This is a genomic window from Paraburkholderia sp. BCC1876 (genome assembly GCF_902833695.1).
Classification (GTDB): domain Bacteria; phylum Pseudomonadota; class Gammaproteobacteria; order Burkholderiales; family Burkholderiaceae; genus Paraburkholderia.
The window spans coordinates 38,164-51,573 of sequence record NZ_CADFGI010000003.1 but is presented as its reverse complement, the minus strand read 5'-3'; the positions used below and the strand labels follow the sequence as shown (position 1 = coordinate 51,573).

10 protein-coding genes and 1 tRNA gene are annotated in these 13,410 nt (G+C 58.6%); 7 read left to right on the top strand and 4 right to left on the bottom strand.

The features are described from left to right. Nucleotides 1–109: 109 nt before the first annotated feature. On the top strand, nt 110–850 hold the full coding sequence (locus tag HWY05_RS11935; protein ID WP_176058499.1) for a pentapeptide repeat-containing protein: 741 nt from the start codon (nt 110–112) through the stop codon (nt 848–850). A gap of 692 nt (nt 851–1,542) precedes the next feature. Here the strand turns inward: HWY05_RS11935 and HWY05_RS11930 are convergent. The 3 genes from HWY05_RS11930 to HWY05_RS11920 form a co-directional block, all read right to left on the bottom strand. Further along, entirely contained in the window at nt 1,543–1,869 is a 327-nt protein-coding gene (locus HWY05_RS11930) for a hypothetical protein (RefSeq protein WP_035547182.1), read from the bottom strand. Between the two features lie 125 nt (nt 1,870–1,994). After that, nucleotides 1,995–2,714: a peptidoglycan DD-metalloendopeptidase family protein gene (locus HWY05_RS11925; protein WP_176058498.1), complete on the bottom strand. Its 720-nt coding sequence runs from the start codon at nt 2,712–2,714 to the stop codon at nt 1,995–1,997. A 150-nt stretch (nt 2,715–2,864) separates the two neighbouring features. Next, nucleotides 2,865–3,773 carry an aldose epimerase gene (locus tag HWY05_RS11920; protein WP_176058497.1) on the bottom strand — a complete coding sequence of 303 codons (909 nt, stop codon included), beginning with the start codon at nt 3,771–3,773 and terminating at the stop codon, nt 2,865–2,867. Between the two features lie 580 nt (nt 3,774–4,353). On the opposite strand from HWY05_RS11920, the gene HWY05_RS11915 reads away from it, so the two are divergent. The 6 genes from HWY05_RS11915 to HWY05_RS11890 all read left to right on the top strand — a co-directional run bounded on the left by HWY05_RS11915 (nt 4,354) and on the right by HWY05_RS11890 (nt 12,872). Next, nucleotides 4,354–5,184 carry an undecaprenyl-diphosphate phosphatase gene (locus HWY05_RS11915; protein ID WP_035547173.1) on the top strand — a complete coding sequence of 277 codons (831 nt, stop codon included), beginning with the start codon at nt 4,354–4,356 and terminating at the stop codon, nt 5,182–5,184. A 295-nt stretch (nt 5,185–5,479) separates the two neighbouring features. After that, nucleotides 5,480–5,556: transfer RNA gene (locus tag HWY05_RS11910), tRNA-Arg, on the top strand. Nucleotides 5,557–6,717: 1,161 nt separating this feature from the next. Next, nucleotides 6,718–9,420 carry a type VI secretion system Vgr family protein gene (locus tag HWY05_RS11905; RefSeq protein WP_176058496.1) on the top strand — a complete coding sequence of 901 codons (2,703 nt, stop codon included), beginning with the start codon at nt 6,718–6,720 and terminating at the stop codon, nt 9,418–9,420. A gap of 22 nt (nt 9,421–9,442) precedes the next feature. Then, on the top strand, nt 9,443–11,197 hold the full coding sequence (locus HWY05_RS11900; protein ID WP_176058495.1) for a hypothetical protein: 1,755 nt from the start codon (nt 9,443–9,445) through the stop codon (nt 11,195–11,197). A 77-nt stretch (nt 11,198–11,274) separates the two neighbouring features. Continuing rightward, on the top strand, nt 11,275–12,534 hold the full coding sequence (locus HWY05_RS11895) for a T6SS immunity protein Tli4 family protein (protein ID WP_176058494.1): 1,260 nt from the start codon (nt 11,275–11,277) through the stop codon (nt 12,532–12,534). A gap of 74 nt (nt 12,535–12,608) precedes the next feature. Then, on the top strand, nt 12,609–12,872 hold the full coding sequence (locus HWY05_RS11890) for a PAAR domain-containing protein (RefSeq protein WP_176058493.1): 264 nt from the start codon (nt 12,609–12,611) through the stop codon (nt 12,870–12,872). Nucleotides 12,873–12,998: 126 nt separating this feature from the next. Here HWY05_RS11890 and HWY05_RS11885 read toward each other — a convergent pair whose 3' ends face one another. Further along, nucleotides 12,999–13,382 carry a DUF427 domain-containing protein gene (locus HWY05_RS11885; RefSeq protein ID WP_176058492.1) on the bottom strand — a complete coding sequence of 128 codons (384 nt, stop codon included), beginning with the start codon at nt 13,380–13,382 and terminating at the stop codon, nt 12,999–13,001. Nucleotides 13,383–13,410: the final 28 nt, after the last annotated feature.

Sequence of the window (13,410 nt, the reverse complement as noted above, 5' to 3'; positions counted from 1 at the left end):
CGTAAGGCGGGGTTTGACGGGGCCGTCACTATAAACCATCGGCGTAAGCCGCCAGGGCGGCACGCGTTCCGGTACGCTTTGGGTTTCTCGAAACTGATTCTGAACCTTCATGTCATTGGACTCAACGGCGCCGGCAACGGGCGCGCAAACGCAGGCGGTGAGCGACGCCACGCTGACGCGTGCCGAAGTGGAACAACTGATCGCGGCCAATCACGCCGCTAGCGCCGCCGGAAACAGGGCGCCGCTGCGCTTCACCGATTGCGATTTCGAAGGCGCCGATCTGTCGCGGCTCGATCTGCGTGGCGCCGAATTCGAGCGCTGCACGATCGTCGAGACGTCGTTCTTCGGCGCGGCGCTGTCGCATACCCGCTGGGTCCGTTGCCGCGGCCGTCAGGCCGATTTCGGATCCACCGATCTGGTCGACGCCGCGTTCCAGTCCAGCGATCTGAACAACACCAGTTGGCGGCGCGCGAAGCTCGCGTCGGCTTCGTTTCGCGGCTGCAAGCTGACCGGCGCCAATTTCGAGGCGTGCGCGTCGCTGGGCTTGAGCTTCGCCGAAACCTTGCTGGTCGGCGCGCACCTGCGCGGCCTGTCGTTCCGCAAAGCCACGCTGCAGCAACTGGATTTCTCCGACGCCGATCTCGCCGGTGTGGATTTCCGCGAGGCGATTTTCGACGGCGGCAGTCTGCGGGACGCGAATCTGAAGGGTGCGCGCTTTGACGGCGCCGATCTGCGCGACGCGGACCTGAGCGGCGTGCGTCTGGTCGACGCGGCGCTGTTCAAAGGCGCGACGATTTCGCATAGCCAGGCCGCGGTGCTGATCACGGAGCTGGGTTTGCGGGTGTTGTGAGCGTGCTTTCAGGCGGGTCGAATTAGCCGTTCGGCCAGCTTGAAGGATCGCGTGTCTCTGCATATCATTGGGTTGAATCAATCGATAATGTCAGCGGATTTTCAACTTGCAATTCGTCGGGGGATTTAAGGGTATTTAATATTTTCGCTATTCGCGAATTTTCCTGTGATGAATTGAAATTCTCTTTATTCGAATGGGTTGAGTATCGGTTAATACGTCGGCAAGGTGCGGTGGCGCACTAAAGCCATGCGGCGCGCGGTATGGCGGGATTGGGCCCGGTGCGCTAGCCGGAATCGGACAGCCGCCTTTCTTCAGGCTTTTCAGCGCGATTCCGGCGAGTGACGGTCAGGCAGCGCCGGGCGGGCGGTTCGCGGATTTAGACGCGCAATATCCAGAACATTTCTCGCCGCGATTGAAGGCAAAATGATCCTGTTTGTTTCAGACATTTAGGGTTCACGTAATGCGGAATCCGTGCGTCGTGTCACATTGACGACGAAATTAATAGATTGCGCTAGTAAAGACGGGTTGTTAGATTTCGTTCTGGCGCATGGTGAACCGGTCCTTTGCCGATATGCGCCGAACCCCCGTTAGCCCGGCCTTGTGCCGGGCTTTTTTTCAACGGGATTCACGTGGGTCATAGTGACTTCATAGCGGCTTCATAGCGGCTTCACGCGCGCCACCATTCGAATCGCTTACTGCTTGCAGCGAACCACCATCGAACGGTTTTTCACGTTGGCGCCGAAAATTCCACCGATCGTGCCGCCGGAGGTCGCGCCGTTGTCGACGTCTTTCGAGACGACGTCGTAGCCGTAGTTGCCGCAGACTTCACCCGCGCGCTTGTAGCACTCGGCCCAGCTGGAGCTTGCGTCGCTGCCGCTGCAGTTGATCGCGAAGCCGGTGTCGCCGCTCGGCAGATAGGTCATGGTGGTGGTGCTTGAGCAGCCGCTGAGGCTGCCGAGGCTCAACAGGCCGAGACCGATCGCCGCGGCCGTTGCGCCGGACGCCAATGCGCTCTTCATGGCAAATTCCTTACAGATAACGGAGGAGGACGTGGCGCGAAGCCACGTCGTGTGTCGGATTGGGCGTTTTAAAGCGCGCCGGGTTCCCTGACCCCCGGTTGCAGATAGCGTGCCTGATCGCGCGTCTATCGGGGCGGCAACGAACGCGACGGGTCGATCGAGCGGCCCTGATAGCGCAGTTCGAAGTGCAGCATCACGCGGTCGGTATCGGTGTCGCCCATCTCGGCGATCTTCTCGCCGCGCGTGACCGATTGGCCTTCCTTCACCATCAGTGCCCGATTGTGCGCGTAGGCGGTCAGGTACTCGGCGTTGTGCTTGATGATCAACAGGTTGCCGTAACCGCGCAAGCCGTTACCGGCATACACCACGGTGCCGGCCGCTGCGGCGATCACCGGCGTGCCCGCCGCCGCTGAAATGTCGATGCCCTTCGAGTTGTTGCCGTCGAAGCGCCGGATCACCGTGCCGTCGGCCGGCCAGACCAGCGAGATGCTCGAGGCCGGCGCTGCGGACGGTGCGCTATCCGCCGCGGCCGGCGCCGGCGCGGCGCGCGGCGTGGCCGAAGCACTGCCGCCGCCGCTGCTGCGGATGGCGCCGCTCGTCGACGTGGCGCCGGGCGGCACGACGCGCAGCACCTGGCCGACTTCGATACTGTCCGGGTTGTTCAGGTTGTTCCAGCGGACGATGCTTTGCACCGATTGCCGGTTACCGCGCGCTATCTTCGACAGCGTATCGCCCCGTTCGACCCGGTAAAAGCCCGGCGCCACCGGCGCCGACCCGCATGCGGCGACTAGCGCCAGCAACGACGCGCAGGCGAGTCGTTTCATCATTCTTGTTGTTCCCAGCATTGGACCTCGCAAAGCGCTGCCGCGCGCCGATCCCGATCACGCGGCAGGTGGATACAAAGCGTCCGATTCTAACGGTTTTGCGCTGCACCATCCGAAAAACGGCTGGCGCGATGGCCGTGGGCAGCGCGCGGCGGCGACGGAATGAGCCGATCAGCTCAGCTTGCCGACGCTGATGCGCAGCGTCGCGACTTCGGTCTGACCGGGCTCCAGCCAGCGCAAACCCATGCCGTTGTGAATCGCGTCCGGCAGTCCGAGCCACGGCTCGACGCAGTAGAAATCCGAGTCCGCGGCTTCGGTCCACGTGGTCACGGCGTACCACGGCACCGAACCCGGCCGTTGCAGGTCGATCGTGACGACGCGGTTCAGGCCCGGCGCGACGAGCCGCACCGGTTGATCCGGCGTGCCGTCCAGACAATGGAAGCGGTCGAGAATGCGCGCCTCGTCGAGCGTGTAGCGGGCGTCGCCCGGCTCGAACGCGCTGATCGAGCCATCGTCCTGCTGATGGCAGCGTTGGGTGCGCGGCAGTTCCAGCGACGTCTCGCCGCGCTGCGTGTGCGGCAGCGTGAAATAGAAGTGATGACCGGCGTAGTAGGGCAGGCGGGCATCGCCGGTATTGGAGGTGGTGAACGTGACCTCCAGCGTATGCGCGTCCACGAGCGTGTACGCGGCTTCGAAACGGAAGCCGAACGGATAGCCGCCGCGGGTCGCCGCGCTGTCGGCGAGGACCATGCGCAGGCCGGCGCCGTGCACGTCGGCGTGCGCTTCGAACGGCAGGTCGCGGGCGAAGCCGTGCATCGGCAGTTCGCGGACCGTGCCTTCAGCGTCGCGCCAATAGCCGATTTTGCCGTCCACCCGATGCCGCCCGAGGAACGGAAACAGCAACGGATTGCCGCCGCGAATTCTCGCCGGCTGGCTCCAGTCGGCGTGCTCGGGCCAGTGAATCACGGCTTCACCGTCGACGGTCCACGACATCAGACGGCCGCCGGCTTGCGGCGCGAAGCGGAGCACGGAGGCGTCCTGAGCGATCTCGAGAATGTCCTGCTGCGGGGAAAGAGGCATGGTCGATGGCGGGTTCGGTAAAGGGTTGAGGGGGTGAGGGCGGACTGAACGTGGCGGGAACTGCGCCGCACTCGTACGCGATGAGCATGGAAAGCGCCTCGCAGCGTCACTCGAGAGGATGATTTTGCTCTGCTTTGCGCTACGGGGAAACCCTTCTCGGGAAATTGCGGGTGTCGCGCAAGGGCCATCCTTGCCGATAATTCGTCGCACGGTCCGGTCACTTTCGTCTGCCGGACGCGACGAGCTCAGGAGGCACGATGGATCTCGCAATGGCAATGGGTGTGGCGCTGTTCGGCATGTTCGCGGCGAGCACGGTCTATTTCTTCTACAAGCTCGAGCGCTAGGCCCGGCTCCGCGCAATTCTCACTATCACCGGGTCGCCGCCGCGCGCTGCCCGTTTCTTTTGCCATCGCGTAACAACGGTTTCGAGTTGTGACGCGGTGCGTCAAACTTTCCCCGAATGCGGTGCAAACGCTTGGCGCTGACATTGCAGCCAGGCATAATCGGTGCGCTTCTGACGCGCCGGCTTTCTCCATGATCGGCGCGCTGTCCCTGACTTTTTCCTTACAAGGACCGCCGCGTGAACCTGTCGTTTCTGATTTTCCTGAGCGTGCTGCAAGGCGTCACCGAACTGTTTCCGGTGAGCAGCCTTGGCCATACGCTGCTCGTGCCTGCGTTGTTCGGTATGCATATCGACAAGCACGCGCCGCAGTTGCTGCCGTTCCTCGTCGCGTTGCACCTCGGGACGGCGTTCGCGCTGCTGTGGTATTTCCGTAAGCGCTGGTGCGCGCTGGTGCGCGGCTTCTTCGCGTCGTTCGGCGGGCGCCGCAACGACGACGCGCACATGATGTGGGCGCTCATCATCGGCACGATTCCGGCGGGTCTGGTCGGGCTGCTGCTGGAAAAACACCTCGAACGGATTTTTCACGACTTGCGGATCGTGGCGATCGCATTGATGGTCAACGGTGTGCTGCTGTGGTTCGGCGATCGTCTGCAGCGTTCGCGCACGCATCTGGCGCCGGAGAAGCTGACGTTCCGCCAGGCGTTTTTTGTCGGCCTCGCGCAGATCGGCGCGTTGATTCCGGGCTTCTCGCGCAGCGGCCTGACGATGATCGCCGGCAACGCCGCGGGACTGACCGCTGAGAAGTCCGCCGAGTTCTCGTTCCTGCTCGGCACGCCGATCATTTTCGCAGCCGGCGTGCTCGAACTGCCGAAGCTGTTCCATGCGCCGGATCAACTGGCGGATGCACTGCTGGGCGGTGTGCTGACCGCGATCGCCGCGTACCTGAGCGTGCGTTTTCTGATGCGCTATTTCGAAGGCCGCGGACGTCTGGCTTCGTTCGGTGTGTATTGCGTGATTGCCGGGGCGCTGTTCCTCGGCTGGTTCCTCATGCATCCGCAACCGGTTTGATGAAGTTCGCGGTGCCTGCCGTCGCGTGCTGGCGAGTGGGGACCGATCGGTTATAATCCGGGCCCGGTTGCGTTTGCTGCCGGGCCCGTTTGTTTTTGTGACGTGAAGGCGCTGTTCCGGCTGATTCTCGCCGCAATGCGCGGCGTGAGATTTCCGGTCTCCGGCGTCGTCAGTTAGAATTTCGGTTGTCCACGAACCCTGCGGCGAAGTTCAGCGCAGGTTCCAGAACCCGACAACGGGTTGTCATTGCAGGCGATGCCAGCGGCATGTTGGTGTAGCATCGCCTCTCTTCATTACGGCAGTAGCTCAGCTGGATAGAGCATCGGCCTTCTAAGCCGAGGGTGGGGGGTTCGAGTCCCTCCTGCCGTACCAATACCTTCAATGTGGTAGGCCGATCTCGTCGGCGTGGTCTGCGCTTGCGCCTTTTCCGTGTAGCCATCGTGTGGGACGAGCGCGTAAAAACATGCAACTCGCCTTGGAGCGAACCTCGTTGTCGCGATTGCAAGCCTCCCGCAAAGCTGACGAGTCCTTCCACATCGGGCGGGTTTGCGCTCTAAACAACAGCGAGTTTCATCTCCACATATTTTTGTTGATCATGACTATCTGGGATGCATCGACGCCAGTTTGATTCTTCACATAGTCGAGTATTTTGCGAATGTTCCGCTTCGTCCATGGCGATTGCCACGCGGAACCGTAAGCGCGTTGGATTTCTCCATGTGGTTTTGACGACGAGGATAAGGGACGTTGCTACTAATATCGGCTGATTTGACGTTGTCTGTCCCCAAGACTTGCGAAGCGTGTGAGTCGAGTGGTTATTGTGGTGAAAGAACTTAAGCAACTGTTCCGGTCATGCCGAGCGTGACGGGTGGGACCCAACTCGTTCATGTAATCGGCGATCCTATCCGGACGCTTTTGACCAGCTAGCCCGGTAAAAAATGCGTTGACCTCGCATACAAGCTTTGCTTAAAACACGGTCAAGCTTGAAGAGGTTAAGTGTGGCCGATTCTGTGTTTATGCTCACAAATCGGTAGGCTATCTTGCGGTCGACGGACTTCGAGCGACGTAGGCTCAGAAGGCCAGAGATGTATCCCGACAAAATACGTTGATAACAATGCCTAACAGCAACTCCGCTGCCTCCATGGACTGGAATAGGATGTGAACGCACTTGATTCCGAGTAGATCGCGCAGGCCGGCGCTAGGCACCCAGTGCTTCGTTCGCTGTTTTCGAGCAACGGTGTCACACTCGTAATGTCTGCTTGCTTGCACAGGCTCAAATTCTATTCAAGGCACCAGGGAACTTACGTTGAAATGGCGTTGTTGAACAAGATAGTCAATACGCATAGATTTGTTTGTATTTAAGAATAAGTTAATAATTTCCTCCCTGTCGGAGAGGATAGCGTGCTTGCGCATCTTCTGTTCGCTAATAGATAATTGTACGGTTGGTGATCTGAAAATAAGTTGATAAATTTTTACAATTTTCGGGGTTGATGATGGTTTATGCGCCCCACTTTTTGTCAGTGCGTAGGTGAGACCATGGCCGCATCCCCGTTAGCATTAGTCCCGTTCGGCAACCCACTGGAAGCGCTGTCAGGCGCATTCAGGAATTTCGATCAACTGGTCTCGTCTTTCACTCAGTCCCAGCGGCAATTGCAGGTAAGCTTCTCGCCCGACGCAGGTCTGCCGACAAATGCCATGCTGCCGCATCAGCTCACCGGTAACGAGGGTATTTGCGCGCCCCTCGACTACACGCTCAGTTGCCTTTCGACCGACACGCGCTTACCGCTGAAAACGCTCATCGGTGTTCCCGTTGCGTTCAGGATCGGTGACTTTACCGGAAGCGAGCGCGTTATCTGCGCGATCGTGACCGGCGCGCGTCAACTTGCGTCTGATGGCGGGTTCGTACTGAACGAATATACGTGTGAGGATGGCCTGTCGATCTTGCGTCATCGCACGACGTGGCGTGTTTTCCGTAACTCATCCGTAATCGATATCACTCAAGAGATCTTCGAAGAGCACCTAGGCCGGAACAGTGTGCTTGCGAGTGCGTTCACCTTCGATATCGGCGGGTTGAAATCGACCTATCCGACGCGCGAATTCACGATGCAATCAGGGGAGAGCGACCTTGCCTTCCTCTCCCGACTTTGGCGTCGTGAAGGCATCTGCTGGTATTTCTCGCACGCTGTCAATGACGGCTGGCCCGTGCATAAACTGCATCTGGTCGACAGTCCAACTGCGTGGCAGGACAACCCATCCGGCACCGTCCGGTTTCATCGCGCCGACGCAACTGAGAAGGACGACACGATCAACGTCTGGCAGGCTTTCCGTGCGCTCGCACCGGGTGCTGCGATTGCGGCCGCATTTGATTTCCGGACGGGGCGCGCCGATGAGGTGAGCGAAACCAATGTCCAGGATCAGGGCAAACATGGCAAAGCGCTCAGTTCAACGCTTACCGAGTATCTTTATGACGCACCGCATATCGCCGACGATTCCGACCATTACCGACAAATCAATCTTCGCCGCCAGCAAGCACGGGAACAGCTAGCCAAGCACTTCGCCGGCGAGAGTGTCGTTCGTGCCTTCAGCGGCGGAGTTGGGACGGTTTTCTCGCTAGCTGGGCAAGCCGAAATAGATCTGCACCCACTTGAGCAGCGACGTTTTGTGCTGACGCGTGTCGAAACCAGTGTGCGGAATCACTTGCTTACTGTGTCGCCGGCAGGAGGTGACATCGCGCTCGGCGACGAAAGCCCGGCATATCTAAATCGCTTCGAATGCATCCGTGCCGACATACCGGTTGTGCCAGCTTGGGACCCGGCATGTGTGCCGGCGGTAGGTCCGATGAGCGCGATCGTGGTCGGCGCGCCCGGCCTTGAGATCGACGTCGACAAGCTGGGCCGTATTGCCGTGCAATTTCTGTTCGCGCGTAGCGAAGAGCATCCGCGCGCTGGTGCTAGCGGCACGCCTCGAGACTCGGCGCGCGTGCGTCTTGCGTTGCCGTGGGCCGACCAGGGTGCTGGCACTGCGCTTACCCCGCGAGTCGGCAGCGAAGTGCTCGTCACATTCCTGCAGAATGACCCTGACAAACCAGTGGTCATTGCGAATCTGCATGGCGCGAACCGCACGCCGACGCAATTTTCCGGTGCAGGCAGTTTGCCGGGCAACGCCGCGCTGTACGGAATTCGTTCGAAGGAGGTGAGCGGGTCCGGCTATGGCGAGTTGTTATTCGATGACACGACGGGCCAGACGAAGACGAAACTATCATCCGAACACGGCAAAACGCAGCTCAACGAAGGTTGGATTGGCCATCCGCGCGACGGCGGGAAATCGGACAAGCGTGGCGAAGGTTTTGAGCTGCGCACGGACATGGCGGGCGCAATCCGCGCAGCGCAGGGGCTGCTTATCTCGACAGACAATCGCGCTGGAGCGAAAGGGCAGGTGCTGGACCGGCAGGAGCTTGTGGGGCAGTTGGAGGCCGCACTCGCTATCGCAAAGCAACTGGCAGACCTCTCGTCGAGTCATCAAGCCGATGGAACCGACACGGCCCCGCAGGGCAAATTGCTCGACAAGTTGAAACAGTGGGACAGTGAAAAGCCCGGCGGTGCACCGCTCATCGGAGTATCTGCACCTGACGGCGTCGCACTGGCTAGTCCGCTTAACATTGTGGCCTCAGCCGGCACTCACGTGGATGTCACCGCGATACAAGACGTCAATGTAAGTGCTGGACGCAAGATTCTGCTGCGCGCCGCGCAGGGACTATCAGCGTTCGCAAAAGCAGGAATGAAGCTCATTGCAGGTAGTGGCGACGTTGTCGTGCAGGCACAACAAGGCACCGCTGAGATAGGTGCATCCGACCGTCTGCACCTTTATTCGCTCAAGGACTTGCTGATCGAAGCCCCTAACATCGTGCTCAAGGCCAACGGCGTAACGTACTCGTTAGGAGACGGCAAGGTGCTGGCATCGTCTAGCGGCGAACATAAGATCGAGACGTCGAGCTTCAGTTTCACCGGTGGCGGTGGTGGAAGCCCTGATCTTCCGCACATGCCGGTGTCTACGATGAAAACGAACGAGCAGTTTGCGATTGCAAACCGAGCCGGCGAAGGTCTTCAAAACCTTGAGCACAGAGTCGTCGACGAAACTGGCGCGGTTCGCGACTCTGGCCGCCTCGGCGCTGATGGCACGCACGGGTCGATCGTCCAGGACAGCCAGATCCGCCCTTTGACGATTCATCCGCTCCCATAAAGAAATTACACACGCATACAACATGTCCAGCGATACCGACAACACTGCTGCGCCCGTATCAGTTATGGCCACGCGCCGTGTGCCTCTCATGTTCGACGGGAACAACGATCCTTTTTTTGCGAGCGTTACCAGCCCTGAAACCTTTCTTATCAAGGCACTGGGCGTATTGCCACCGAAGCACGTGATCCCAGTCATTTTTGTTCCCGGGATCATGGGTACCAACATCTGTTCGAACGGGAAACTTTCGAAAGACGGCGAGCCTGCGTGGAGGCCACCAAATGGAAGCGCTGCTGGTTTGGGAGAGTGGTGGTCCAGAAGGTCGCAGACACCGAAGGAGCGGCAGAAGCAAATGTCGCCGGAGACGACCAGAGTGGATGAGACTGGTCTTGTTACCATTCCAAAGGGGTTGTACACGTTGACCAAGGAAGAGGCACAGCGCCGTCATTGGGGCGAAGTGCATTCGGACAGCTACAACGCCTTTCTTGCATGGCTGGAACTGAATCTGAATGATCAGTACGAATTTGCCGGCAAGCCAGGAAGTAAGTTGCTTCCTTCGTGGGAAACCGCGAAAACGCTCCAGAAGACCGAGTCGCACTCATTTGGTAACGAAACTGTGGATATAAAAAAGATCTGGAACCCGATGCGAGGATCTATTGCGGGCCTCACTGACGCGGAAGTCAAGAAGGCGGGTGACTATTACTTTCCAGTCTGGGCCTGCGGCTACAATTGGCTGCAAAGTAACGAAAAATCGTCGGATGCGCTGGTGGCGCGAATCAACGAAGTGCTGGATTACTACAAAAAGAGCAAGACTTTGATCCCTGAGGGGCGAGTCATTGTGATCACGCATTCGATGGGCGGATTGGTGGCCCGTCGTGCGGCACAGAAGGTGCCAGGACTGATTATGGGGGTGCTTCATGGCGTGCAGCCCGTCGTCGGCGCGCCTGTGGTCTATCGGCGGTTCCGCGCCGGCACGGAAAGAGATAGTTACAACCCTGAGGCAGCCATCCTGTCGAGCATCATCGGATACACACCGGCGGATGTGACCTGCGTGTTGGGTAACTCGCCAGGCCCAATGGAACTCTTGCCGACCAAATACTATCCTTCCGGGTGGCTTGAGGTTGAAGTGCCGAGCGGTGGTAAAAGTGCGGTCATCAAGCAATTACCCGCAGCCGATCCGTACTCGGAAATTTATAGTAAACAGGTTAAGAATGTCTGGTGGGGGATGATAGATGAAAGTTTGCTTGACCCGGCCGGGATCGTTGCCAAGAAGGATGTGACTGCGTTCGATGCTTATCAGAAGAACCTGCTGACTGCGAGTGACTTTCACGACGCCGTTAAACTTGAGTGTCATCGGGTAACGTACGCGTACTACGGTGGAGACACGTCTCATGCCGCTTATTCGCAGATACGTTGGGTAACAAAGGATCAGGTCGAAGAATCGTGGACACCGGCGTTAGTTACGGCACAACCCACTTCTCACAACGACGTTGGGCAGACGGTCGTCACGATGCCAAATGGGAAGGCTGTCACGTTCAATGTTGGGGGAAGGGGAGAGCCGAAGAAAAGCGGCGAGTCGAACACCGGTGATGGCACGGTACCTTTGGTATCCGGAGCGAAAATCAACGATGGCTCAATATTAAGCTGTCGCATGACAGGCTTTGATCACCAGAATAGCTATAACGACGATAACGTGCGCGATCTCACGTTGTACTGTGTTGCGAAAATTGCGCAGGAGGCAATTGCGGTCCAGCAGTTGCCACAATCAAAGGGAAAATGATGCACGGACGGAGCGTTGTGGCGGCGGTTCTCATGAGCCTCTATATGCTGGCCTCTCACGCGAAGGTGCCTACAAGTATGAGCGAATCCAAAACACAAACCTATTGCGTGGGACGTTTCATCGTTGATATGCCACCGGAGGCACAGGTCAATGGGGAGTCCAACGAATACATTTTCGGACGAATCGATTCGCAAAAGATCCAACTGGACCAGGCTGGCTTCCACCAACTCGTAAAGCAACGCGAAGCAGATCTACCGAAAACGCTCGACCAATCTCACTATAAGATCGCGAAGAGCATTTCTGTCGGGCCGACAGCCCAAATAATTGCGGGTTCACTAGACCTCTTTGGCAAGACTGTCTATGGGTTCGATGCCACCAAACTGGGCGAAGGCGGGGTACTTTTCAATCTGCACGCTGACCCGTTTCAGCCAAATGTTTTTGATTCGGTTTTGTCACGTGTCAAGGAGCAGATACTCGGTCGGTTGCAAAGCCGCTCCGGTAACACTATCCCGAATGAAGCAGGTTTCTGCATCAAGGACGGTTTCATTCCGGGCGACGGCAAAACCGATCAATACGAAGATGCTGGCATCAGCTTCAAGTTCGCCAAATGGCCCGGCATCCTCGTGTCAGTAAGCACGACGACTGTGGCGAAGGCGGGTGAACCTACCCTGCTTCAACGAGTAGACGATGCGCCGATCCCGGACAATCTCAAGAATCTCGTTGCCCAGGTCAAAACTTTGCGGAAGGGAAGGCGCGATGTAAATGGGCGTCATGGCGAGGAGCTGGTGTCATCCCTCCCAACTGACACGGGTTATCGCCTGTACCGGTTTCGCTGGGAAGCGCAAGGCGACCTTGATACACCGCTTAAACCTACTCTGATCGTAGAACTTGAAAGCGGGGCGGTCTCGGACAAGGGTGAGCCAGTCAATCCGAAGCTTTCTGAAGTGGAGGCTCTCGCATTGTTCGACGAGGTGGTCAATTCCTTGCGGCTCCGCCCGACTTCCCGAGGTGCTGTAAGCGAAGCTGAGCCAAATTTTGCATCGCCTCTCGGCGCTTTGGCACAGACAGGTTCCATCTGTCCACAGTCCGGATGGTGGACATGTCCGGAGGCTGCCAGTCATCAGTTGGACGGCGGTAGTCGACAGTTTTTTACTGCGGGATCCGTTTTGCCTGTTGCCCGTATCCTGGCTTCTCCGTCCTTTGTTGACCGGCTCCGTGGCGCGAGGCCCAAATACGCAGTGAACACGACGTGGCAACTAGTGGGGTATGAGCAGGCGGCTGGCGATGGGCACCTTGGTATAAAGCCTGCCGGCCCGGACACGCCGACTGGTAGCTGACGCTAGAGCCAGAATCTTAAATCGTCTTGTTGTGTTGGGCGGCTAGTGATAACAAATGTCAAAAGAATCCACCTATGAAGAACGTCGTCCGGGTCGGTGACCCAACAAGTCACGGTGGAGAAGTTACCTCGGGGGCCAGCAGGTTTATGGTGGACGGGTTGCCGGTCGCCCGAGTCGGGGATACTTGTACATGCCCGAAGGACGGCCACGACGACTGTACGATTGCCGAGGGTGATCCGAACTTCGTCATCGAGGGGCGTGCGGTAGCATTTGACGGACACAAGACCACGTGCGGCGCGATGCTGCGTTCAACAGTGACTAATTTCGGTGGAGCGTAACGGCGCGCTCTGCGCCAGCGCCCCATTGTAAGAATGACGTGGTTCGACGATCTTGATGGTCCCGGCGTCGAAAGATATGGCCGCGTAGCGAAGCCGTGTTGACCTGCTTCGCTACGCTCGCCGTCACTACGCTTTGGCCTGCACCTCGATCGAATCCACCCGATCCGGATAAAACGCCAGATGCTGTGCGATCTCTTTCACCGCCGCATACGGCGCTTCGTAAGTCCACACCGAATTCACCGTCCGCTCGCCGCCCAGCGGAATGCTGTAGTACGCGCATTCGCCTTTATACGGGCAATACGTCGCGTGCTCGGTGCGTTCCAGTAGCGCCATCTCGACGTCCGTGCGCGGAATGTAATACGCCGGCGGATATGCGGCTTCACGCAGCACCAGCGCGTTGTCCGAACTGGCAATCTGCTGGCCGGCCACGGTCACCACAACATGCGCGTTGGCCGGCTCGATCGTGATCGGATGATCCGGTCCGGGGACCTTAATGGTTCTTTCAGTCATGCTGTCGAACTCCTGGATAAGTGATCGA

Excerpts from the sequence above, each read along its gene's own strand:
- HWY05_RS11905 (WP_176058496.1), top strand. The coding sequence starts at position 6,718 with ATGGCCGCATCCCCGTTAGCATTAGTCCCGTTCGGCAACCCACTGGAA.
- HWY05_RS11895 (WP_176058494.1), top strand. The coding sequence starts at position 11,275 with ATGAGCGAATCCAAAACACAAACCTATTGCGTGGGACGTTTCATCGTT.
- HWY05_RS11935 (WP_176058499.1), top strand. The coding sequence starts at position 110 with ATGTCATTGGACTCAACGGCGCCGGCAACGGGCGCGCAAACGCAGGCG.
- HWY05_RS11920 (WP_176058497.1), bottom strand. The coding sequence starts at position 3,773 with ATGCCTCTTTCCCCGCAGCAGGACATTCTCGAGATCGCTCAGGACGCC.
- HWY05_RS11930 (WP_035547182.1), bottom strand. The coding sequence starts at position 1,869 with ATGAAGAGCGCATTGGCGTCCGGCGCAACGGCCGCGGCGATCGGTCTC.
- HWY05_RS11885 (WP_176058492.1), bottom strand. The coding sequence starts at position 13,382 with ATGACTGAAAGAACCATTAAGGTCCCCGGACCGGATCATCCGATCACG.
- HWY05_RS11890 (WP_176058493.1), top strand. The coding sequence starts at position 12,609 with ATGAAGAACGTCGTCCGGGTCGGTGACCCAACAAGTCACGGTGGAGAA.
- HWY05_RS11925 (WP_176058498.1), bottom strand. The coding sequence starts at position 2,714 with ATGCTGGGAACAACAAGAATGATGAAACGACTCGCCTGCGCGTCGTTG.
- HWY05_RS11900 (WP_176058495.1), top strand. The coding sequence starts at position 9,443 with ATGTCCAGCGATACCGACAACACTGCTGCGCCCGTATCAGTTATGGCC.